General features: G+C 65.6%; 22 protein-coding genes and 1 other RNA gene. 9 read left to right on the top strand and 14 right to left on the bottom strand.

Annotated features, from left to right (window positions below):
• Positions 1–112: 112 nt before the first annotated feature.
• Both FNV92_RS33135 and FNV92_RS33130 read left to right on the top strand, forming a co-directional pair.
• On the top strand, positions 113–619 hold the full coding sequence (locus FNV92_RS33135) for a TIGR02281 family clan AA aspartic protease (protein WP_168213444.1): 507 nt from the start codon (positions 113–115) through the stop codon (positions 617–619).
• A 190-nt stretch (positions 620–809) separates the two neighbouring features.
• Positions 810–2,309: a phosphomannomutase/phosphoglucomutase gene (locus FNV92_RS33130; RefSeq protein WP_143842938.1), complete on the top strand. Its 1,500-nt coding sequence runs from the start codon at positions 810–812 to the stop codon at positions 2,307–2,309.
• A 14-nt stretch (positions 2,310–2,323) separates the two neighbouring features.
• Here the strand turns inward: FNV92_RS33130 and FNV92_RS33125 are convergent, their stop codons facing one another.
• The 3 genes from FNV92_RS33125 to FNV92_RS33115 form a co-directional block, all read right to left on the bottom strand.
• Positions 2,324–3,163, bottom strand: a complete 840-nt coding sequence (locus tag FNV92_RS33125; RefSeq protein ID WP_143842939.1) for a sterol desaturase family protein — start codon at positions 3,161–3,163, stop codon at positions 2,324–2,326.
• 9 nt (positions 3,164–3,172) lie between these two features.
• The gene (locus tag FNV92_RS33120) at positions 3,173–3,487 is read right to left on the bottom strand and encodes a cysteine rich repeat-containing protein (protein WP_143842940.1); all 315 of its coding nucleotides are present in this window, start codon (positions 3,485–3,487) and stop codon (positions 3,173–3,175) included.
• 75 nt (positions 3,488–3,562) lie between these two features.
• Positions 3,563–3,784 carry a hypothetical protein gene (locus FNV92_RS33115; protein WP_015689091.1) on the bottom strand — a complete coding sequence of 74 codons (222 nt, stop codon included), beginning with the start codon at positions 3,782–3,784 and terminating at the stop codon, positions 3,563–3,565.
• Positions 3,785–3,970: 186 nt separating this feature from the next.
• On the opposite strand from FNV92_RS33115, the gene FNV92_RS33110 reads away from it, so the two are divergent.
• Both FNV92_RS33110 and FNV92_RS33105 read left to right on the top strand, forming a co-directional pair.
• Positions 3,971–4,693, top strand: coding sequence for a response regulator (locus FNV92_RS33110; RefSeq protein ID WP_143842941.1), 723 nt, complete (start codon positions 3,971–3,973; stop codon positions 4,691–4,693).
• Positions 4,693–6,042, top strand: coding sequence for a sensor histidine kinase (locus FNV92_RS33105; protein WP_143842942.1), 1,350 nt, complete (start codon positions 4,693–4,695; stop codon positions 6,040–6,042). The genes FNV92_RS33110 and FNV92_RS33105 overlap by 1 nt, the downstream gene beginning before the upstream one ends.
• 3 nt (positions 6,043–6,045) lie before the next feature.
• On the opposite strand, the gene FNV92_RS33100 is transcribed toward FNV92_RS33105, so the two are convergent.
• The 9 genes from FNV92_RS33100 to FNV92_RS33060 all read right to left on the bottom strand — a co-directional run bounded on the left by FNV92_RS33100 (position 6,046) and on the right by FNV92_RS33060 (position 13,555).
• The gene (locus FNV92_RS33100; protein ID WP_143842943.1) at positions 6,046–6,555 is read right to left on the bottom strand and encodes an Lrp/AsnC family transcriptional regulator; all 510 of its coding nucleotides are present in this window, start codon (positions 6,553–6,555) and stop codon (positions 6,046–6,048) included.
• Positions 6,556–6,622: 67 nt separating this feature from the next.
• Positions 6,623–7,570: a sugar kinase gene (locus FNV92_RS33095; protein WP_143842944.1), complete on the bottom strand. Its 948-nt coding sequence runs from the start codon at positions 7,568–7,570 to the stop codon at positions 6,623–6,625.
• Positions 7,571–7,583: 13 nt separating this feature from the next.
• Positions 7,584–8,528, bottom strand: coding sequence for an NAD(+) diphosphatase (gene nudC, locus FNV92_RS33090; protein WP_143842945.1), 945 nt, complete (start codon positions 8,526–8,528; stop codon positions 7,584–7,586).
• A gap of 10 nt (positions 8,529–8,538) precedes the next feature.
• Positions 8,539–8,958, bottom strand: coding sequence for an HIT domain-containing protein (locus tag FNV92_RS33085; protein WP_015689085.1), 420 nt, complete (start codon positions 8,956–8,958; stop codon positions 8,539–8,541).
• Between the two features lie 256 nt (positions 8,959–9,214).
• On the bottom strand, positions 9,215–10,342 hold the full coding sequence (locus FNV92_RS33080; protein WP_143842946.1) for a muconate cycloisomerase family protein: 1,128 nt from the start codon (positions 10,340–10,342) through the stop codon (positions 9,215–9,217).
• On the bottom strand, positions 10,339–11,094 hold the full coding sequence (locus FNV92_RS33075) for an SDR family NAD(P)-dependent oxidoreductase (RefSeq protein ID WP_143842947.1): 756 nt from the start codon (positions 11,092–11,094) through the stop codon (positions 10,339–10,341). Before FNV92_RS33075 ends, FNV92_RS33080 begins: the two co-directional genes overlap by 4 nt.
• The gene (locus FNV92_RS33070; RefSeq protein ID WP_143842948.1) at positions 11,094–11,888 is read right to left on the bottom strand and encodes an amino acid ABC transporter ATP-binding protein; all 795 of its coding nucleotides are present in this window, start codon (positions 11,886–11,888) and stop codon (positions 11,094–11,096) included. Before FNV92_RS33070 ends, FNV92_RS33075 begins: the two co-directional genes overlap by 1 nt.
• Positions 11,885–12,547 (bottom strand): amino acid ABC transporter permease, encoded by a 663-nt coding sequence (locus FNV92_RS33065; protein WP_143846141.1) that lies wholly within the window; start codon positions 12,545–12,547, stop codon positions 11,885–11,887. The genes FNV92_RS33070 and FNV92_RS33065 overlap by 4 nt, the downstream gene beginning before the upstream one ends.
• A gap of 153 nt (positions 12,548–12,700) precedes the next feature.
• A complete protein-coding gene (locus tag FNV92_RS33060; RefSeq protein ID WP_041748613.1) occupies positions 12,701–13,555 on the bottom strand; it encodes a transporter substrate-binding domain-containing protein in 855 nt (284 codons plus the stop codon).
• Positions 13,556–13,738: 183 nt separating this feature from the next.
• Here FNV92_RS33060 and ffs point away from each other — a divergent pair.
• From ffs to FNV92_RS33035, 5 genes are all read left to right on the top strand, one after another.
• Positions 13,739–13,835, top strand: an RNA gene (gene ffs, locus FNV92_RS33055) — signal recognition particle sRNA small type.
• 95 nt (positions 13,836–13,930) lie between these two features.
• Positions 13,931–15,748, top strand: coding sequence for a DNA polymerase III subunit gamma/tau (locus tag FNV92_RS33050; RefSeq protein ID WP_143842949.1), 1,818 nt, complete (start codon positions 13,931–13,933; stop codon positions 15,746–15,748).
• Positions 15,749–15,774: 26 nt separating this feature from the next.
• On the top strand, positions 15,775–16,104 hold the full coding sequence (locus FNV92_RS33045) for a YbaB/EbfC family nucleoid-associated protein (protein ID WP_015689078.1): 330 nt from the start codon (positions 15,775–15,777) through the stop codon (positions 16,102–16,104).
• A gap of 1 nt (position 16,105) precedes the next feature.
• Positions 16,106–16,708 (top strand): recombination mediator RecR, encoded by a 603-nt coding sequence (gene recR, locus FNV92_RS33040; RefSeq protein ID WP_143842950.1) that lies wholly within the window; start codon positions 16,106–16,108, stop codon positions 16,706–16,708.
• A 26-nt stretch (positions 16,709–16,734) separates the two neighbouring features.
• Positions 16,735–17,169 (top strand): hypothetical protein, encoded by a 435-nt coding sequence (locus FNV92_RS33035; RefSeq protein ID WP_143842951.1) that lies wholly within the window; start codon positions 16,735–16,737, stop codon positions 17,167–17,169.
• Between the two features lie 6 nt (positions 17,170–17,175).
• Here the strand turns inward: FNV92_RS33035 and FNV92_RS33030 are convergent, their stop codons facing one another.
• Entirely contained in the window at positions 17,176–18,540 is a 1,365-nt protein-coding gene (locus FNV92_RS33030) for an AmpG family muropeptide MFS transporter (protein ID WP_143842952.1), read from the bottom strand.
• Positions 18,541–18,685: 145 nt separating this feature from the next.
• On the bottom strand, positions 18,686–19,885 hold the full coding sequence (locus FNV92_RS33025) for a DNA recombination protein RmuC (protein ID WP_168213445.1): 1,200 nt from the start codon (positions 19,883–19,885) through the stop codon (positions 18,686–18,688).
• Positions 19,886–19,890 lie beyond the last annotated feature (5 nt).

Below are 19,890 nucleotides of genomic sequence, written 5' to 3'. Positions count from 1 at the left end.
ATTAACCGTTCGCTCATCCTTTTCGTCAAAATGACACCGGCCATGCCGCGGCGTCGCTCGCGGACCGGCGCGGCGCGTGGTCAAATCGGGCTTTCGGCTCGGAAGTGGTGTGATGCGTAACATTATGATCATCGCGGCCGTGCTGATCGGTCTCGGCACGTACATGGCGCAGATGGCGGACAGGATGAGTTCCGCCTCCGCGACGTCAGCACCGCGGACCACGGTCGCCGTCGCGGCCACCTCCGGTGGCCGCAGCCTCAATATCCCCCGCGACGGTCGCGGCCATTTCCAGACCGAAGGCCGCATCGACGGCCAGCGCATCGGCTTCATGATCGACACCGGCGCTTCCGTGGTCGCGCTGAACCAAACCTCCGCCGCCCGCTTCGGCCTGCGGCCCTCGCGCGGCGAATACAACGCCACCGTCTCCACCGCCAACGGCACCATCAAGGCTGCCCGCACCCGTATCGCCATGCTGGAGGTCGGCGGCCTGATCGTGCGCGACGTCGACGCCATGGTGCTGCCCGACGAGGCGCTGTCCGAGAACCTGCTCGGCCTGTCCTTCCTGTCACGCCTCAAGCGTTTTGAGTACGCCAACGGCCAAATGGTGCTGGAGCAGTAAGGGGTCTCCAGAGGCTCCTGCGACCTTATATTTCAAAAAACGTCTCTGTTTTGACTGCTCCCGCGGTCAGATTTCCCCCGTTACCAAACTGCCGCAATTATCATCCATAAGGCGCCAATCCCGCCTTCCGCTGCGGCCCGGCATTCGCTAAGGCTGCACCAATTCCCGCCATTTTCACGAGACCGTCTCAATGTTTCCCAAGCCGAAATCCGTATTGTTGCCCAACACCTACGCCTTCGAATCCGAGCCGATGGTGAAGGCCACGGGTTTCCGCGAATACGACGCGCGCTGGTTGTTCCAGAAGGAAATCAACCTGATGGGGGTGCAGGCGCTCGGCATGGGGCTGGGTGCGCTGATCGCGGAGCTCGGCGTCGGCCAGGAGATCGTCACCGGCCATGATTTCCGCGGCTACTCGGCCTCGATCAAATACGCGCTGATCTCCGGCCTGATGGCGGCAGGCTGCAAGGTGCACGACATCGGGCTTGCCGTGACGCCGATGGCCTACTTCGCGCAGTTCGATCTCGACGTGCCCTGCTGCGCCATGGTCACCGCTTCGCACAACGACAATGGCTGGACCGGCGTGAAGATGGGTGCCAATCGCCCGCTGACCTTCGGCCCCGACGAGATGACGCGGCTGAAGGAGATCGTGCTCAACGCCGATTTCAAGAACAAGGCCGGCGGCTCCTACCAGTTCCACGAAAACTATCCGGCGCGTTACATCGCCGATCTCACCAGCCGTCCGAAGCTGACGCGCAAGCTCAAGGTCGTCGCGGCCTGTGGCAACGGCACCGCCGGCGCATTCGCGCCGCAGGTGCTGGAGGCGATCGGCTGCGAGGTGATCCCGCTCGACACCGAGCTCGACTACACCTTCCCGAAATACAACCCCAATCCCGAAGACATGGAGATGCTGCACGCGATCCGTGATGCGGTGCTGCAGCACAAGGCCGATGTCGGTCTCGGCTTCGACGGTGACGGCGACCGCTGCGGCGTCGTCGACAACACCGGCGAGGAAATCTTCGCCGACAAGGTCGGCGTGATGCTGGCGCGCGACATGTCGGCGATCCACAAGGACGCGCAGTTCATCGTCGACGTGAAGTCGACCGGCCTCTTCATCACCGATCCGGTGTTGCAGAAGCAGGGCGCCAAGACCACCTATTGGAAGACCGGTCATTCCTACATGAAGCGCCGCACCCACGAGACCGGCGCGCTCGCCGGCTTCGAGAAGTCCGGCCACTTCTTCTTCAACAAGCCATATGGACGCGGCTATGACGACGGCCTGGTCTCGGCGCTCGCGATCTGCGACATGCTCGACCGTGCGCCCGGCAAGTCGATGGCGGATCTGAAGAACGCGCTGCCAAAGACCTGGTCATCGCCGACGATGTCGCCGCATTGCGCCGACGAGGTCAAATACGGCGTCATCGATCAGGTCGTGAAGCATTTCGAGGATTTACAGGCGAAGGTTGCGAAGATCGGTGGCCAGGCGATCCGCGATCTCGTCACCGTCAACGGCGTGCGCGTCACGGTCGAGGACGGCAGCTGGGGCTTGGTGCGAGCCTCCTCCAATAAGCCCGAGCTCGTCGTCGTGGTCGAGAGCCCGGTCTCCGAGCAGCGCATGCACGACATGTTCGAGATGGTGAACAGCGTGCTGCGCACCCATCCCGAGGTCGGCGAGTACAATCAGAAGATCTGAGCGCCTGCGGGCGCTCAACCGCTTGGCGGCCCGAACAGTGCGCGCAGCTTCGCGCTCGTGCCGCGCGCTCTCCAGGCATCGCCAAGCATGGCGACCCACTCGCCCAGCGCGATCCGGATCGGATTGAAGGACGGCGTGCCACCGACGAGGCCGAAACGAAGCGGCTGGTCTCCAGGATGCTCCGCAAAGGTCCCGAACAGGCGATCGAACACGATCAGGATGCCGCCATAGTTCCTGTCGAGGCACGGTGCGTTGCAGGCATGGTGGACACGATGATGGGCGGGCGTGTTGAGCACCCATTCGAGCACGCCGAGGTTTGGCCCGAAGTCGCTATGGATGAAGAACTGGTAGAGTAGGTTGATCCCGAGCATGGTCACGATCGCGAAGGGATGAAATCCGATCAGCGAGAGCGGCAGGAAGAACAGGAAATTTCCGGAGACGTTGCCGGTCCAGCCGAGCCGGATCGCCGCCGTGAGGTTCAATCGCGTCGTCGAGTGATGCACCGCATGAGTTGCCCACATCCAGCGAATGCGGTGCGACGCCCGATGCTGCCAGTAATAGAGAAACTCGCTGCCGAGAAATAATCCCGCAAGCGCGGGCGGGCTGGTCTGCGCGAAATCGAACAGGCGATGCTCGTAGAAGAACGCGAACGGCACGGCGAGAACTCCGGCCTCGATCGCGCGCAGCACGTTCTGCCCCAGTGCGACGCCGAAAGATGCGACGCTCTCGCGCCAGTCGTGGGTCTCGCGATGCGCCAGCCGGCCGATACCGTATTCGAGCAACATCAGGCCGACCGCGGTGGCCAGGATCACGCGGCGGAACGTCGGGTCGAGCAGGATTGACGCGTAACCCATGGTGGCCTCCTATTTCGGCGCGCCGCCGGTGCTGTCCCTGAGCGCCTGCGCGCGTGGCAGGGCTTGCGCGCAGGGAGATGTGAGCTGGCCGGCGTGGGATTGCAGGCAGGCAAGGATGCGTCCGCCACCCGGTGTGACGTCGCTGCACAGCCGGTCAAAGTCGGTGCGGCAGGCCTGCATGACCGCGCGCGCTTCGCTGCGCATCTGCGGGGTCAGCTGGGTCTGCAATTGGGATTGGGCGAGCGAGGGCGTCGAGGCGGCGACACCGAGAGCGATGACGATTGCGGCTCGTGTGAGCGATGTAGAGCCGAAGATGGATGGCATGGGAATTGGCCTTTCTGGTCCGGTGCGATCGACCGTCGCCGCGCGGGGGCTGGCGCGACGACGGCCGTGGTGAGGTCAGCGCGAGATCGTGCCGCTGCGGGTGTAGGTGTTGCCGGCAGGACCCGTGCGCGTGACGTTGCGCGAGCAGCTTCCATTGGCGCAGCCGCCCGTCGCGGTGACGCTCGACGTCCCACGAGGACCGTTCGCGGTCGCGGACCGCGTCCAGGCATTGGCGTCCGCGGCGGCCGCGACCGAAAGCGCGCCGATGACGAGGGTGGAGAGAAGAAATCTGGTCATGGTGTCGTCTCCTTGACGGTGGGGGCGTTCCGTGGGCGGAAGCCATGCGAGGAGACTGGGGGCGCCGCGTCGTTTCTGCTTGGCCGGGACGAAACGATTGTTATGACTTTGTCGGCTGCGTGTAACAGTGTGTAACATCGGCCCCTGCGGGCTTGCGCGCGCCGCCATGTCATCCAGAATGTGGCGATGAACACCCAATCGGCCACGATTCTCATGGTGGAGGACGATCCCGAGATCAGCCGCCTCGTCGCCGATTTCATGCGGCGCGAGGGCTTCGAGGTCGCTTGCGTCGGCGACGGCAAGGCGATGGATGCCATGCTCCAGCGCCTGCGGCCCGATCTCGTGATCCTCGACCTGATGCTGCCGGGCGAGGACGGGCTTTCGATCTGCCGCCGCCTGCGTGCCGACGATTCCATCCCGATCCTGATGCTCACCGCCAAGAGCGACGAGATCGATCGCGTCGTCGGCCTCGAGATGGGGGCCGACGATTATCTTGCAAAGCCGTTCGGGCCTCGCGAGCTGCTGGCGCGGGTTCGCGCCATTTTGCGTCGCGCCAACGGTACGTCGCCGAGGCCCCTGGTTCGCCGCTTCGCATTCGACCGGTTCGTGATCGATCTCGATTCCCGCAGTGTGGAGACGCCGGAGGCCGAGACGGCTGCACTGCAACTGACGAGCGCCGAGTTCGACCTGCTGGGCTGTTTCGTGCAGCGGCCGCGCCGGGTGCTCACGCGCGACCAGATCCTCGACTGGACCCGTGGCCGTTCGGCGGAGCCGTTCGACCGCACGGTGGACATGCTGATCTCGCGGCTGCGCCGCAAGCTCGATGCTGCAAGCCCCGGCTCCAACCTGATCACGACGGTGCGCAACGGCGGCTATCTGTTCACCGCGACCGTCAGGCAGGTGTCGTGATGCTGCGGGTGACGCTTGCCGCGCGGCTGGCCCTGATCGGGCTGATCGGGTTCACGGTGGTGATGACTGTGATCATGGCGATCTTCTACCGGACCACCGTGCAGGAGAACGAGCTGACGCGGCCCTCGCCTGCGCGTCTCGATGCGCTCGCGACGCTGGTCGAGCGGACGGCCGCCGGCGAGCGGCGGTCTGTGCTCGATGCCGTGTCGTCGCCGCAGTTCAAGGTTCGAATTGCGCCGGATGGCGCGCCGGTCAACGGAGAGACGCCGCCGCCGCAGCAACAATTGCGCGAGACCTATGCCGCGGGTTTAGCGGGGCGCCCGGTCGAAATCGTGTCGCCGCCCGACCATCGCGCCAGCCGCTGGTTTCCCCGCCTCGCGCGGCTGATGGCCAACGCGATCGAATTCCGCATCGGCCTGCGCAGCGGCGAGATGCTGATCGTCGATGCCTATACCCGCCTGCCGGTCACGCCGTTCGGCCTGCCGGTCGGTTTCGGCGCGGGCCTGTTCGGATCAATCGTGGCGCTGCTGGCGCTCCTTGTCATGCAGCGCGAGACGCGGCCGCTGGCGCAACTCGCCGCGGCGGTCGATCGCGTCGACCTGTCGGCCGATCCGCCGCCGCTGCCGGATGCGCGTCGCAGTGCGCCGGAAATCCGCGCCGTTATCGCCGCGTTCAACCGCTTGCAGGGGCGGCTTGCGGAGATGCTGCGGGCTCGCATGACGCTGGTCGGGGGTATCGCCCATGACGTCAGGACTTTTGCGACACGGCTGCGGCTGCGGGTCGAGCACATCCCCGATGATGCCGAGCGGCAGCGGGCGGTTGCCGATATCGACGACATGATCCGGCTGCTCGACGACGCGCTGTTGTCGACGCGCGCCGGCGCCGGCGGCCTGTCGCAGGAAATGGTGGAGCTGGCCGCGCTGGTCGCCGTCGAGGTGCACGACCGGCGCGCTCAGGGCGCACCGGTCGATCTGGTCATTGATGAGCGCGTGCGGAATGCGGTCGTGCTTGGCGACCGGCTGGCGCTACGGCGAATCCTCGCCAACATCATCGACAACGCGCTCGCCTATGGCCATGCCGCGCATGTCAGGACCGCGTTGAAGGACGGTGCCGTCGTCGTGTCGATCGACGACGAGGGGGCCGGCATTCCCGACGATCAGCGCCAGGCCGTGCTGGAACCGTTCCTTCGGCTGGAGAAGTCCCGCAACCGTGCAACCGGCGGCGCCGGCCTCGGCCTCGCCGTGGTGCGCAGCCTGGTCGAGGCGCATGGCGGAACGATCGGTATTGCCGCGGCCCCCGGCGGAGGTACGCGGGTCAATGTCGCGCTGCCGGTGTTTCAGCCGGCGTGAGACTCAGGCCGTAACCACTGCCGGGATCGGCAGCGTGGTCACGGACTTGATCTTCTCCATCGCAAAGCGCGAGGTGACATTCTTCAGCGGCACCGCGCTGATCAGCTTCTTGTAGAAGATGTCATACGCCTGCATGTCCGCGACCACGACGCGCAGCATGTAGTCGACGTCGCCGGCCATCCGGTAGAATTCCATCACTTCCGGCATCGCGCTGACGGCCTCGGCGAACTTCTTCAGCCAGGCGTCCGAATGGTCGGCGCTCTCCACCGACACGAACACGGAGATGCCGAGCCCGATCTTGTTCTGATCGACCAGCGCCACCCGTTTGATGATCACGCCGTCCGCCTCGAGCCGCTGGATGCGCTTCCAGCAGGGGGTCGATGACAACCCGACGCGGTCGCCGATCTCGGCGACGGACAGGGAGGCATCATCCTGGAGCACCATCAGGATCTTGCGGTCGATGGCGTCGAGGCGACGGCTGGTCTCGGGAACCTGGAGGGCTACATCAGTCATTGGAAGAACTTTGTTCCATTATGAGGGTTGCTTTCCCTCATATATAGAAAAATCTTCTATCGCAAGTCTATAATCTTGGCGGTGCGTTTAGCGTTGGCTCTCGGTAACCACGTAAAATCTCTTCAATTTCAAGGCGCTGCGGGGCGGCGAGCCCGCCGCCATGGCGGGTGCATTTCAATGCTGCGGCCGCCGCGGCGAATCGCAGTGCCTCCCGCACATCGGCCCCTTCGGAGAGGCGAAGCGTGAAAGCGCCGTGGAAGACGTCTCCGGCGCCAAGTGTATCGATGGCTTCGACCGGAAACGCCGGTGTCTCGTCCAACTCGCCCGTTTCGTCCAACCAGATGGCGCCGCGCGGGCCGCGCGTCGCGGCCAGAAAGGCCGGCGTCAGCCGCGACAGATGTCGCAAGGCTTCGCCGTCATCGGCCACGCCGGTGGTCTCCTGCAGCTGCGCACTGGCGAACAGCAGGTGCGAGGCCGCCGTGAGCAGGCCATCGGTCAGTGCCATCGCGCGATCGACGCCGACGACGACGGCAATGCCGCGGCGGCGTGCTTCGACACAGAGGTCGGTACAGAAAGCGGCGCAGCGGCTCTCGACCAGAACCGCCTGGCAATCCGCCAGCAGCTCCTCGACATCGGGCAGGCTCACGCTCCAAAGGCCGGGATCGCGATAGATCGTGAGTGTCCGCTCGCCGGAGGGCTCGATCATGATCGCGGAGACCGGCGTCGCGAGACCCGGCATACGCACGATGTGCGTGGTCTCGATGCCCTCCTGCGCCATCCGCTCAAGAATGAAGGCGCTCGATGTTTCCCCCACGTCGCCCATCGGTCCGGCGAACGAGACTTGGCCGCCGAGCCGGGCAATCGCGATCGCGGCATTGAGCGCATTGCCGCCGCAGATCTCGGCGAAATGGCTGGCGTTGGCCTTGCTGCCGCGGTCGGGCACGGTCTCGACACGAAAGGTGAGGTCGCGCACGGGAATGCCGACGCAGAGGATGCGCGGGGCGATCCCGGCCATCGACGGTCTCCGCTCAGGAGCCGCTCTTGTCGTGCACCCAGCGGCCGAGCAGATGATGGGCGATCGCGAAGGGATGCGGGCCGGCGAGGCCGTCCGGGTGCGTCCGCGTCAGCATCAGGGCCGCCTCCTCGCGCGTGAACCAGCGCGCATCCTCCAACTCGGAATGGTCGACGACGATGTCTTCGTTCAGCGCCCGCGCGCTGCAGCCGATCATCAGCGATGACGGGTAGGGCCATGGCTGGGTCATGTAGTATTGCACGTCGGTGCAGCTGATGCCGGACTCTTCCAGGATCTCGCGGCGCACGGCGTCCTCGATGGTCTCGGCGGCCTCGACGAAGCCGGCGAGGCAGGAATACATGCCCGGCGGAAACTGCTTCTGGCGGCCGAGCAGGCACTTCTCGCCGGAAGCGACCAGCATGATCACGACCGGATCGGTGCGGGGAAAATGCTCCGCCTTGCAGGTCGGGCATTCGCGCTTCCAGCCGCCTTCCTTCATCGCGCTGCGGCTGCCGCAATTGGCGCAATAGCCGTGGCGCTGATGCCAGCTCACCATCGACTTCGCCATCGCGACCGCCGAAAGCTCCTGCGGCGGGATCGCGCCCTGCATCGCCATGCCACGCAGCTCGGTGACGGTGTAGTCCTCGCGCCCGACCAGTTTCTCGGCAGCGGCCTGCGACAGGCCCATGCCGAACATCGCGGCGCCGTCGCGAAGCCCCAGAAAGATCGTGCCGGGATTGGCACCACATTTCAGCGCCTCGTCGAGTCCCAGCAGAGCGCGCACCTGTTCGCCCTCGCGCTTCACCAGCAGCGAGTCGCGGTAGACGACATAGGCGCGCGACGACGGCTTCTGCTCCATCGCGAACAGCTTTTCGTCGTCGCGGCGCAGATGCGCGGCGCGATCGAGGATGTTGGTGACGAAGGCCGGCTGTCCCAGCGGAAACGAGTCGAATGCTGACATTATTGTTCTTTCAACCCAACCAGATTTTCTTGCGAAGCGCGCTGATGAAATTCTGCACCTCGGTGGCATCATGCGCCAGAGGCTGCATCACACCCCAGACCGGCCTCGGCCAGGCGGCGTCACCGGTGCGGCGCGCGATGATGTGCACGTGAAGCTGCGGCACGAGGTTGCCGAGCGCCGCGATGTTCAGCTTGTCGCATCTGGTGATCTCCTTCAGCGCGCGCGAGACGCGGGAAATCTCCGTCATCAGTTGCGCCTGCTGGACCTCGTCGAGGTCGATGATCTCGACCGCATCGGGTCGCCGCGGCACCAGCAGTAGCCAGGGATAATGCGCGTCCTTGATGACCAGCACCTTCGACAGCGGCAAATCGCCGATGTCGATGGTGTCCTCTTTCAGGCGGGAGTGCAGCGACCAGGCGGGTTCGGACATATGCGTTTCCGGATGGCCCGATGGGGTCGGGCTTGTTTGGTCGGACCATACGATACCGAGTCCCAGAGGGGAAGGTTAGGGGCCGCGGGGGCGGCATGCTCCGCTGTCGTCCCGGGGCGCGCAAAGCGCGAACCCGGGACCCATAACCACAGGGAGAAGTTTGGCGAAGATTCGTGGTGAACCAGCTCGCGCGAAGACTACTTCCCTGGTTATGGATTCCGGGCTCGCGCTGCGTACCCCCGGAATGACGGGGCGCCTACGCCTCCGCCAGCACCCGCGCGTTGGCGCGGACCGAGGCTTCGCTGACGCGGATGCCGAGGCCGGGCCCATCCGGCACCACCACATGACCGGCGCGGTTGGCGATTCGCTCTTCCAGCACGTCCTCGGTCAGTACATGATGCGGCATGTAGAACTCGCAGCCGAGCGAGATCCCCGGCGTCGCCGCGATGAGCTGTGTGCCGGCGGCCAGCCCGATGCCGCCCTCCCATAGCGTGCCGCCATAGCCGGGCAGGCCGGCGATATCGGCGATCGCCATGATCGCCTGGGCCTCGAACAGGCCGCCGGCCTTCATCAGTTTGATCGAGACGGCGTCGGCCGCCTCGCGCCGCACCACCTCCATCATGTCGCGGCGATCGAAGCAGCTTTCGTCGGCGAGCACGGGCGTTTCCAGCGCCGCGGTGAGCTGCGCCATCACGTCGAGATATTTGCGCGGTACCGGCTGCTCGATGAAGGTCGGCGCGAACTGCTCGACGTCGCGCAGGATCTTGATGGCGCCGAACGGCGCCAAGGCCTGATTGTAGTCGACGCGAAGGTCGACCTTGTCGCCGAACTCGTTGCGGATCGCCTCGAGATGCTCGAGGTCCTCGCGATGCGGCTTCACCCCGGTCTTGACCTTGTAGATCACGTTCCCGTCCGGAACCATTTTCCGCATGCGTTCGAGATCGGCGGCGAAATCGGGATCGGCGATCGAGAAGGAGAGGGGAATCGTGTCGCGCACCCGGCCGCCGAGCAGGTCGGCGACCGAGAGCCTCGACGATTTTCCGACGATGTCGAGCAGCGCCATCTCGATCGCGACTTTCGCTTCGGCGTGCCCGACCAATGCGCGGTCGAGCTCGGCCATCAGCGCGCGGATGCGGCGCACCGGCTTGCCGAGCACGATTGGCCTTAAATAAATGTCGAGCGCGGAGAACGCCGCTTCCGGCGTTCCCGTGAACACCTCCCACGGTGCCGCCTCGCCCCAGCCGATCACGCCGTCGCTCGCGGTGAGCTCAAGCAGGACACGTTTCACCGTGCCCTTGACGTTGCCGACGCCCTGCAGGCGGGCCATCTTGATCGGGCTTTCGATCAGGAACAGCCTGATACGTTCAACGGTCGCTTCGGTCATGTCAGGCCTCCATTGACGTGCCAGACCTGGCCGGTGACGTAGGATGCTTTGGGCGATGCCAGGAAGGCGATGATCTCGGCGACCTCGTCCGGCCGCCCGCGGCGGCGCATCGGGATCAGCGCCTCGGTCGTGGCGATCTGCTCGGGTGACAGCCGGCTCTCGCCCGGCTTGTCCTTGATGATGAGGCCCGGCGCAACCGCGTTGACGGTGATGCCGTCCTTGGCAAGCTCGATCGCGGTGAGGCGCACCAGCGCTTCCAGTGCAGCGCGGCTGGCAGCCGTCGCAGCAAACGGTGCGAACTCCGGCCGGATCGCGTGCGCGACGAACGACGACACGGCAACAATCCGCGCGTCGGCCCCGGCGCGCAGCAGCGGCAGCGCGGTATCGACCAGCCGCGTGAAGGCCAGTGCGGATTCGTCCATCGCCTGGCGGAACTGATCCGTCGGCGTGCCGATCGCGCTGCCGCGGCGGGCATGGCCGCCGACCAGGATCAATCCGTCAAGCCGGCCGAAGGCGCGTTGCGTTGCCGCGATGGCATCGGTGACCGCGGTCTCCTCGGCGAGATCGCCGAGGCATTTCGCGACGACGGCCCCCTTCGTTTCGGCGTCGGCCGCAGTGGCGTCGAGGCCGGCCGCGTTCGAGCGGGTATGCAGCAGCAAAGCGATGCCGGGCGCAGCAAGCAGCTTTGCAGTGGCGCGGCCGATGCCGCTGGCAGCACCGGTCACGAGATAGGCACGGTTGATATCAGGCATCAGGTTGCTGCGTTGGCCGGTGGCAATGCGCCGGTGCGGTGGAAATGGCTGAGGAAGGCGCGCGTCGCCGCTTCCTGCGGATTGTCGATCACCTGCCGCGCCGGGCCTTCCTCGACCACGATGCCGTCGCGCATGAAGATCAGGCGGTCGGCGACCTCACGGGCAAAGGCGATCTCGTGGGTCACGATCACCATGGTCATGCCCTCGGACGCCAGTTGCTGGATCACGGCAAGCACCTCGCCGACGAGTTCGGGATCGAGTGCCGAGGTGGCCTCGTCGAACAGCATGACGTCAGGCTCCATCGCCAGCGCGCGCGCGATCGCGACGCGCTGCTTCTGGCCGCCGGAGAGCGTCGCCGGATATTGGTCGGCCTTCTCGGCGAGGCCAACCTTGGCGAGCTGCGCCCGCGCGAGCTTCTCGGCGTCGGCCTTGGCCATGCGCCGCACCGTGACTGGTCCCTCCATCACGTTCTGGAGCGTCGTCATGTGCGGGAACAGGTTGAAATGCTGGAACACCATGCCGGTGGTGGCGCGGAATTTCGCCAGCGTCCTCACGTTCGGCAGCGTCGAACCGTCGCCGAACGAAAAGCTGGTATCGCCGACGCGGACACTGCCGCCGTCGGGCACGACCAGCAAATTGATGCAGCGGAGCAGCGTCGATTTGCCCGAGCCTGACGGACCGATCAGCGCCACGACGCCGCCTTTGGGCACGTCGAGGTTGATGTTCTTCAAGACCTCGTTGTCGCCAAAGCTTTTGCGCAGGCCGCGAATCTCGATTTTCGAAATGTCGCTCATTCGCTGACCGCCAGTCGCTTCTCGCCGCGGCGGACAAGGATTGTGAGCGGAATCAGGATCGCCGCATAGGCGACCGCGACCGCGGTGTAGGTCTCCAGCGGCCGGTAGCTGTCATGGGCGGCGACCTGGCTCTGGTAGACCAGATCAGGCACCGCCAGCACCGAGACCAGCGAGGTGTTCTTGAACTGGATGATCGACTGATTCATCAGCGCCGGGATCATGCGCTTGATCGCCTGCGGCAGCACGATGCGCCGCATGCTCTGGCCGGGCGTCATGCCGAGCGCCGCGCCGGCTTCGGACTGCCCCTTGTCGATCGAGATGATGCCGCCACGGATGATCTCCGAATAGAACGAGCCGCCGTAGAGCGACAGCGCCAGCGCCGAGGCCGTGATCGGCGTCATCTCGACGCCGGCCAGGATCGGCAGCGCGTAATAGAACCAGATCAGCTGCACCAGGATCGGCGTGCAGCGGAACGCCTCGATGAAGGTGAGGGCCAGCAGGCGCACTGCCTTGAAGCGCGACAGGCTGCCGAACGCTCCGAACAGGCCGAACACCAGCCCGAGCACGACGATGACCACGGTGAAGCCGACGGTGACGCCGAGCCCGTTGAGAAAGAGCCAGCGATAGCTCCAGAGGATGCCGAAGTCCCACTGATACATGTGTGTGTTACTCGTATCCGATGTCGCCCAGAAATTGGTCGTCATGCCCGGGCTTGTCCCGGGCATCCACGTTCTTGGTGCCGGGGGTAAGGCGTGGATGGCCGGGACAAGCCCGGCCATGACGATGCGGAGACTTCAGGCGCTCATCAAACCTTACAATGAAACGCCCGGCGGAATGTCCGCCTCGGTCACGCCGACCAGCTCCATGTTGGTGATGATGGCGTTACGGATGAATCCGAGGCCCTTGTTGAAGTCGATCCAGGTGTTGACGTAGTCGCGGAAAGTCTTGTCGTTCTCGCGGCGGAAGCCGGCATTCGACGTGGTCGCGAAGATCGGCGTCGGCAGCACGAACTGGCCGAGCGAGGGATTCTTCTTCAGCACGGTCAGCGACAGCATGGTGATCAGGCACTGCGCATCGACGCGGCCGGTCTGCAGCGCTGCGGTGGCGTCGTCGGCGGTCTTGAGGCGCGAGATCTGCGCCTTCGGCGTCAGGCGGCTGACGACCTGGTCGTGCGAGGAGCCCTGGTCGACCGCGATCTTGATGTCGGGCGAGTTCAGCTCGGCCCAGCTCTTCGGCTTGAAGTCCTTCTTGCAGAGGATGCCGAACGCGTTGTTGAAGACCGGCACAGAGAAGTCGACCACCAGCGCGCGCTTCGGGGTCGGATTGAGGCCGAAGAAGATGTCGATCTTGTTGGACTGCAGATCCAGCACCGAATTGCCCCAGGTGGTCTCGGTGATCTCGAGCTCGGCTTCCATGTCGTCGGCAAGACCCTTGGCGATGTCGATGTAGAAGCCCTTCCACTGGCCGCTGGCGAGGTCCTTCATGTAGTAGGGCGCGCCGCCGCCGACCGCGCCGATCCGCATCTTCTTGGTACGGCGGATGCGGGCGAAGGTCGATTCGTTGGGATCGGCCGCCTGGGCCACGGCCGGCGAGGCCAGCGCGCTCGCGGTCACCGCGCCAATGGCGCCAAGTCCGACAATCGATGCAACATCACGACGTGTAACCATTGGGATCAATCGCTTTTCTGGTTGGGTGGAGTTCCGGCAGCGTTCATACCAAGGCGGCCCTATCAGCGAAAGCACAGCCTATCGGCTGGGCAGAACCGGAATTGCCCGGATGCTGGGCAAGATCAAGCGGTTCAAGCCGATCCCCGCTTGCTTTCCCGCCCTTTTGGCCCCAAATAGGGACCGGGAGATTGGCGGTGGACGAGCCACTCGCCAACCGGGTCAGGTCCGGAAGGAAGCAGCCCTAACGAGGTCCGGATCGGGTCGCTCGTCAGTCTCCTACTTGTTTTTCCGAGCGAATTGCGCCGGCGGCTCGAGCCGCCAGCGCGCTCCTTTCCGCAAGAGCCGGCGAGAGACACTTCCATTGCGGATCGACCGATGACCGACGCTGGCGCCCCTTCCAATCCTGACAGCGCCGGCCAGGCTGGCACGCCGTACCGGGTGCTGGCGCGCAAATATCGCCCGTCCTCTTTTGATGATTTGATCGGCCAGGAGGCCGTGGTCCGCACCGTCTCCAATGCGTTCGAGACCGGACGGATTCCGCAGGCTTGGATCCTCACCGGCGTCCGCGGAGTCGGCAAGACCACCACCGCGCGCATCCTCGCCCGTGCGCTCAACTACGAGATGCCGGACGGCTCGGTGAAGGGCCCCACCATCCACATGCCGACGCTGGGCGTGCATTGCCAGGCGATCATGGAAAGCCGGCACATGGACGTGCTGGAGATGGACGCGGCCTCGCACACCGGCGTCGACGACGTCCGCCAGATCAATGACAGCGTACGCTATGCGCCGGCCAGCGCCCGCTACAAGGTCTACATCATCGACGAAGTCCACATGCTGTCGACGGCGGCGTTCAACGCCTTCCTGAAGACGCTGGAGGAGCCGCCGGAGCACGCCAAGTTCGTGTTCGCGACGACCGAGATCCGCAAGGTTCCGGTCACGGTGCTGTCGCGCTGCCAGCGCTTTGACCTGCGCCGCGTCGAGGCCGACGTGCTGATGAAGCACCTCGCCAACATCGCCGGCAAGGAAAACGTCGAGATCGAGCCGGAAGCACTCGGCATCATCGCGCGCGCCGCCGAAGGCTCCGTGCGCGATTCGCTGTCGCTGCTCGACCAGGCGATCGCGCATGCGGCAGGCGCCGTGAAGGCCGATGCCGTCAGGCAGATGCTGGGACTCGCGGATCGCACCCGCGTCATTGACCTGTTCGATTCGCTGGCGCGCGGCGACATCGCGTCCGCGTTCAAGGAGTTCCGCGACCAGTACGATGTCGGCGCCGATCCGATCGTCGTGCTCTCCGACCTTGCCGAATTCGTCAATTTCGTCACCCGCGTGAAGATCGTGCCGGCGACCGCCGACAACGTCGCCTATGGCGAGACCGAACGGGTCCGCGCACGGGATTTTGCCTCGAAAATCTCGATGCGCGTACTGTCGCGGATGTGGCAGATGCTGCTCAAGGGCATCACCGAAGTGCAGGCCGCGACGCGCCCCGCGGCGGCCGCCGAGATGGTGCTGGTCCGCATCGCCTATGTCGCCGATCTGCCGACGCCCGATGAAGCCCTCAGGATGCTGGAGCAGAACGGCGGCGGCTCGCCGGTCGTGAGCGGCGGCAGTGCCGCGCGCAGCGCGCCGTCGGCGCCCGTTGCCTCTGCGGCGCCGGTTCGCATGCCGACCTCGTCGTCGTCGTTCGGCGGCGGTGCGGCCCGGCCGCAGATGGCGGCGCCCGCGCCGGATCCGCAGGCCGCCGCGCCCGTGCTCCGCGTCACGAGCTTTACCCAGCTGGTCGCGCTCGCCGGGCAGAGGCGCGACCTCATGACCAAGAGCGCGCTCGAATCCGACATGCGCCTCGTCCGTTTCGAGGAGGGCCGGCTCGAAGTCGCGCTCGAGCCCAACGCCTCCAAGACCATGATCACCGAGCTCGCGCGCAAGTTCGAGTTGTGGACCGGCCGGCGCTGGACCGTAATCGTCTCCAACGAGCAGGGCCAGCCTACGCTGCGTTCGGTGAACCAGGCGGCGAAGCAGGAACATGCGCGCACCGCCGAGGCCGATCCGCGCGTGCAGGAGGTGCTGTCGCGCTTCCCCGGTGCAAAGGTCGTCGAGGTCCGCAGGCTTGCCCCCGAGACGCCGGAATCCAATATTAACGCGGACTATGGCAGTGACGATCCGCCCGACGGTTCCGAAGCCGACGACGATCTCTGAGCCGACCTTTCCAAGGACGAACACCAATGGCTGACTTTCTCGGCATGATGAAGCAGGCGGCGCAACTGCAATCCAAGATGCAGGAGATGCAGGACGCGCTCGCCAATGTGGAAGTCGAGGGCATCTCCGGCGGCGGTCTCGTCGCCGTGCGCATGACCGCGAAGATGGACGTGAAGGGCATCAAGATCGATCCCTCGCTGATGAAGGCGGAAGAGCGCGAGGTGCTGGAAGACCTGCTCGTCACCGCGCTTGGCGATGCCCGCCGCAAGGCGGAGACGGCGGTGCAGGAGAAGATGCAGTCGCTCACCGGCGGGCTCGGCCTGCCGCCGGGCCTGTCGGGGCTGTTCGGCCAGTAATATGGGCGCTGTTGCGGGTCCCGAAATCGAGCGGCTGGTCCAGCTTCTCGCACGGCTGCCGGGCCTCGGCCCGCGCTCCGCGCGGCGTGCGGCATTGCATCTGATCAAGAAGCGCGAAGCGCTGATGATGCCGCTGACCTCCGCCCTGCAGGTCGCGCTCGACAAGGTCCAGGTCTGCAAGACCTGCGGCAACATCGACACGCAGAATCCCTGCACGGTCTGCACCGATCCGCGGCGCGATCCCGCCATCATCGTCGTCGTCGCCGACGTCGCCGATCTCTGGGCGCTAGAGCGGGCCAATGCGACTCAGGGGCGCTACCATGTGCTGGGCGCGACCTTGTCGCCGCTCGACGGCGTCGGTCCGCAGGACCTCACCATCGACGCGCTGGTCGCGCGTGCACATGCGGCCGAAGTGCACGAAGTCATCCTGGCGCTGAATGCCACGGTCGACGGCCAGACCACGGCGCATTACATCACCGACCTGCTTCAGGACGCCAACGTAAAAGTAACCCGGCTGGCGCACGGTGTGCCGGTCGGTGGCGAGCTTGATTATCTTGACGAAGGTACGCTATCGGCCGCGATGCGGCAGCGAACCTTGTTCTAGCCATCCAGACCTACGGAACGGACGACATGACGAAACGATTCGCCACACGATTGGCTTTGGTCGCGACGATGACGCTGCTGGCGACCCCGGCGCTCTCCGCGCAGGGCGACGAAGCTCCGCCGCCGTCAAAGCCCGGCAAGCCGATCAACACCGGAGACGTGCTCTCGGGCGAGTTGAACGCAATGAAGGTGCGCGACGTCAAGAACGCCGGCAAGCGAATCGCGACCTACCAGATCACCTCCGAGCCGCGCCGCCTGCCGCCGCCGAGCGGGCTCTGCAATCTCGAGACGGGGCCGGAGACGTTCCAGCTCGTTCCGAGCGGCGATGCCCAGGCCGCGCAGCTGAAGACGTTCGTCGGCAAGGAAATCTCGATCAAGGTCGACGAGGTCGCCTGTGCCAGCGATCCCGGCCAGATGAGCGAAGCCGTGGTCACGAAGTGGAGCATCATCAAGAAGCAGTAGGGGGCGCTACACCCTTACCGGCCCCAGCGCCTCAAAATGCCTGCGCTTCTGCAGCCATGTCAGCAGGATCAGGCTCGGGATCGCCACCAGCACGCAGATCACGAAGAACAGCGGCCAGCCGGTCGCCTTGGCGACATAGCCGGCGACTGACGACAGATAGGTGCGTCCCACGGCCGCGAGCGCGGTGAGCAGCGCATATTGCGTCGCCGTGTGCAGCGGGTTCTGGCACAGCGCGGAGAGATAGGCGACGAAGATCACGGTGCCGATGGCGCTGGTGAAGTTCTCGCAAGTGATGGCGAAGGCGAGCGCCCATTGGCTGGTGCCGATAAAGGCGAGCCATGAAAAAGAGAGGTTCGCGAGAGCCTGCACCACGCCGCCGATCCACAGGCACGTCGCCAGCGGGTAGCGCCGGGCCAGGAAGCCGCCGGCAAAGCCGCCGATCAGCGTCGCGGCGAGGCCCACGCCCTTCACGATCGCCGCATAATCGTTGCGGGAGAAGCCGAGGTCGATCACGAACGGCGCGGTCATGGTGCCGGAAAACGCGTCGGTGAACTTGAACAGCACGACGAAGGCGAGCGCGGCAAGCGCGTCCTTGCGCGCCAGAAATTCCGAGAAGGCACCGATCGCGGCGTGTAGCACGCGCGCGAACGCGGTCCCGGTTTGGGTCGCCGCCTCGGCCCGCGCCGATTGCTCGGGCTCGGTCGCGGCCAGCGCGGTGACCGTGCCGATCAGCACCATCGCCGCCATCACCACATAGCCCCACATCCAGGCCGAGGTGCGCGGAATGCCGGTGCTCTCGAAGCCCGAGACGATGAACAGCGCGCCCGCAGTCGAGACCAGCATGCCGATCCGGTAGGCCGCGACATAGGATGCCATGCCGGCGGCTTGTTCGCTCTCGGGGAGGCTTTCGACGCGGAAGGCGTCGACTACGATATCCTGCGTCGACGACATCGTGGCGACCAGCAGCGCGCCGAGCGCGACATAGAACGGCGAACGCGCGGGATCGGTCAGCGCCAGCAGCAGGATCGCGACGATCAGCAATAGCTGCGAGAACAGCAGCCAGCCGCGTCGCCGCCCGAACGCGCGCGTGAACAGCGGCACATGCAGCGCATCCACCAGCGGCGCCCAGAGGAATTTCAGCGTGTAGGGCGTACCGACGAGGGCGAACAGCCCGATCGTCCCGAGATCGACCCCCGCCTCCCGCATCCACACCAGCAGCGTCGAGCCCGACAGCGCCAGCGGCAGCCCCGAGGAGAAGCCGAGGAACAGCACGATCAGCACGCGCGGCTGCAGGTAAACGGCCAGGCTGTCGCGCCACGACGTGGCGGGGGCGTCGGTGATGGCAGGGGACGTCGCGTCGGGTGCGTTCATGAGGAGGTGTTAGCAGATTCTGGGGGGCGATGCCTCTGCCACCACAATGCTCGTCATGCCCGGGCTTGTCCCGGGCATCCACGTTCTTGGTGCCGCTAAAAAGTTCGTGGATGGCCGGGACAAGCCCGGCCATGACGACGCGGCGTCACTCCCCCGCCTGGAGCTTCCTCGGAAACAGTTCCGGCGCACCGGTCGCCACCAGATGCGGGCCTTCGGGCGCGTCGGTCTTGCTGAAATCGAGTTCCTCGATCCGCCCGGCGCGTTTCTCGATCTTGTCCGCAGAGATCAAAATCTGGCGAACGTCCTCATTCGCGTCGGCGAAGTGCTTCTGCAGCTTCGTCACGCGGTCGCGCAGGCGTCCGAGGTCGTCGCCGAGCTTGATCACCTCGGTGCGGATCTGGTCGGCGGCATCGCGCATGCGCGCGTCTTTCATGATCTGCTGCATCACCTGGATCGCCAGCATCAACAGCGACGGCGACACCAGCACCACACGGGCGCGATAGGCCTTCTGGATGATGTCGTCGAAGCCGTCGTGGATCTCGGCGTAGACCGATTCCGACGGCACGAACATCAGCGCCATCTCCTGGGTCTCGCCGGTGACGAGATATTTTTCGGCGATATCGCTGACATGCTTCATCACGTCGCTGCGCAGCCGCTGCGTGGCGATCCGCTTCTCCTCGTCGCTGCGGGCGTCGTGCAGCGCGGTCATCGCCTCCAGCGGGAATTTCGCGTCGATGCAGAGCGGGCGCTGGTCGGGCAGGAACACTACGCAATCGGGCCGCTTGCCCGTCGAAAGCGTGAACTGGAATTCGTAGGCGGCTTTTGGCAGACCATCCTGGACGATCGCCTCCATCCGCGCCTGGCCGAAGGCGCCGCGCGACTGCTTGTTGGCGAGCACATCGCGCAAGGTCGTCACCTGTGTGGTGAGGTCGGTGAGGTTCTTGTGCGCGTTGTCGATGATGCCGAGCCGCTCGTGCAGCGCGCGCAGGCTCTCCATGGTGTTGCGAGTGGTGTTTTCCATGGACTGGCCGACGCGATGGGTCACCGAATCCAGCCGCTCGTTGACCGCCCGCGCCATGTCGGCCTGGCGGCCGGCCAGCGCCTGGCTCATGGCGTCGACCCGGCCCGAGGCCTCGCTCTGGGCATGCAGCACCTGGGAGAGGCGCTCCTCGAGCTCGTCGGCGCGGATGGCATGCGCCATCGCGAGTTCCGCGCCGCGCCGCGCCGAGCGCGCGATCACGACGGCGATCGCCACCAGCAGGATGAGGACAAGGGCGCCGAAGCCGATTAGCGCGTCGATGGCACGAACCGGCCAGTCGCCAGCCACGAAAATGATCTCGTTCATGTCTG

This window comes from Bradyrhizobium cosmicum (assembly GCF_007290395.2).
Taxonomy (GTDB): Bacteria; Pseudomonadota; Alphaproteobacteria; order Rhizobiales; family Xanthobacteraceae; genus Bradyrhizobium; species Bradyrhizobium cosmicum.
The sequence above is the reverse complement of the archived record's forward strand: the minus strand, read 5'-3'. Positions and strand labels throughout refer to the sequence as shown.

What these genes read in the sequence shown, in the direction of transcription:
- FNV92_RS33135 (WP_168213444.1), top strand. Translation starts at nt 113, where the DNA reads ATGCGTAACATTATGATCATCGCGGCCGTGCTGATCGGTCTCGGCACG.
- FNV92_RS33130 (WP_143842938.1), top strand. Translation starts at nt 810, where the DNA reads ATGTTTCCCAAGCCGAAATCCGTATTGTTGCCCAACACCTACGCCTTC.
- FNV92_RS33125 (WP_143842939.1), bottom strand. Translation starts at nt 3,163, where the DNA reads ATGGGTTACGCGTCAATCCTGCTCGACCCGACGTTCCGCCGCGTGATC.
- FNV92_RS33120 (WP_143842940.1), bottom strand. Translation starts at nt 3,487, where the DNA reads ATGCCATCCATCTTCGGCTCTACATCGCTCACACGAGCCGCAATCGTC.
- FNV92_RS33115 (WP_015689091.1), bottom strand. Translation starts at nt 3,784, where the DNA reads ATGACCAGATTTCTTCTCTCCACCCTCGTCATCGGCGCGCTTTCGGTC.
- FNV92_RS33110 (WP_143842941.1), top strand. Translation starts at nt 3,971, where the DNA reads ATGAACACCCAATCGGCCACGATTCTCATGGTGGAGGACGATCCCGAG.
- FNV92_RS33105 (WP_143842942.1), top strand. Translation starts at nt 4,693, where the DNA reads ATGCTGCGGGTGACGCTTGCCGCGCGGCTGGCCCTGATCGGGCTGATC.
- FNV92_RS33100 (WP_143842943.1), bottom strand. Translation starts at nt 6,555, where the DNA reads ATGACTGATGTAGCCCTCCAGGTTCCCGAGACCAGCCGTCGCCTCGAC.
- FNV92_RS33095 (WP_143842944.1), bottom strand. Translation starts at nt 7,570, where the DNA reads ATGGCCGGGATCGCCCCGCGCATCCTCTGCGTCGGCATTCCCGTGCGC.
- nudC (WP_143842945.1), bottom strand. Translation starts at nt 8,528, where the DNA reads ATGTCAGCATTCGACTCGTTTCCGCTGGGACAGCCGGCCTTCGTCACC.
- FNV92_RS33085 (WP_015689085.1), bottom strand. Translation starts at nt 8,958, where the DNA reads ATGTCCGAACCCGCCTGGTCGCTGCACTCCCGCCTGAAAGAGGACACC.
- FNV92_RS33080 (WP_143842946.1), bottom strand. Translation starts at nt 10,342, where the DNA reads ATGACCGAAGCGACCGTTGAACGTATCAGGCTGTTCCTGATCGAAAGC.
- FNV92_RS33075 (WP_143842947.1), bottom strand. Translation starts at nt 11,094, where the DNA reads ATGCCTGATATCAACCGTGCCTATCTCGTGACCGGTGCTGCCAGCGGC.
- FNV92_RS33070 (WP_143842948.1), bottom strand. Translation starts at nt 11,888, where the DNA reads ATGAGCGACATTTCGAAAATCGAGATTCGCGGCCTGCGCAAAAGCTTT.
- FNV92_RS33065 (WP_143846141.1), bottom strand. Translation starts at nt 12,547, where the DNA reads ATGTATCAGTGGGACTTCGGCATCCTCTGGAGCTATCGCTGGCTCTTT.
- FNV92_RS33060 (WP_041748613.1), bottom strand. Translation starts at nt 13,555, where the DNA reads ATGGTTACACGTCGTGATGTTGCATCGATTGTCGGACTTGGCGCCATT.
- FNV92_RS33050 (WP_143842949.1), top strand. Translation starts at nt 13,931, where the DNA reads ATGACCGACGCTGGCGCCCCTTCCAATCCTGACAGCGCCGGCCAGGCT.
- FNV92_RS33045 (WP_015689078.1), top strand. Translation starts at nt 15,775, where the DNA reads ATGGCTGACTTTCTCGGCATGATGAAGCAGGCGGCGCAACTGCAATCC.
- recR (WP_143842950.1), top strand. Translation starts at nt 16,106, where the DNA reads ATGGGCGCTGTTGCGGGTCCCGAAATCGAGCGGCTGGTCCAGCTTCTC.
- FNV92_RS33035 (WP_143842951.1), top strand. Translation starts at nt 16,735, where the DNA reads ATGACGAAACGATTCGCCACACGATTGGCTTTGGTCGCGACGATGACG.
- FNV92_RS33030 (WP_143842952.1), bottom strand. Translation starts at nt 18,540, where the DNA reads ATGAACGCACCCGACGCGACGTCCCCTGCCATCACCGACGCCCCCGCC.
- FNV92_RS33025 (WP_168213445.1), bottom strand. Translation starts at nt 19,885, where the DNA reads ATGAACGAGATCATTTTCGTGGCTGGCGACTGGCCGGTTCGTGCCATC.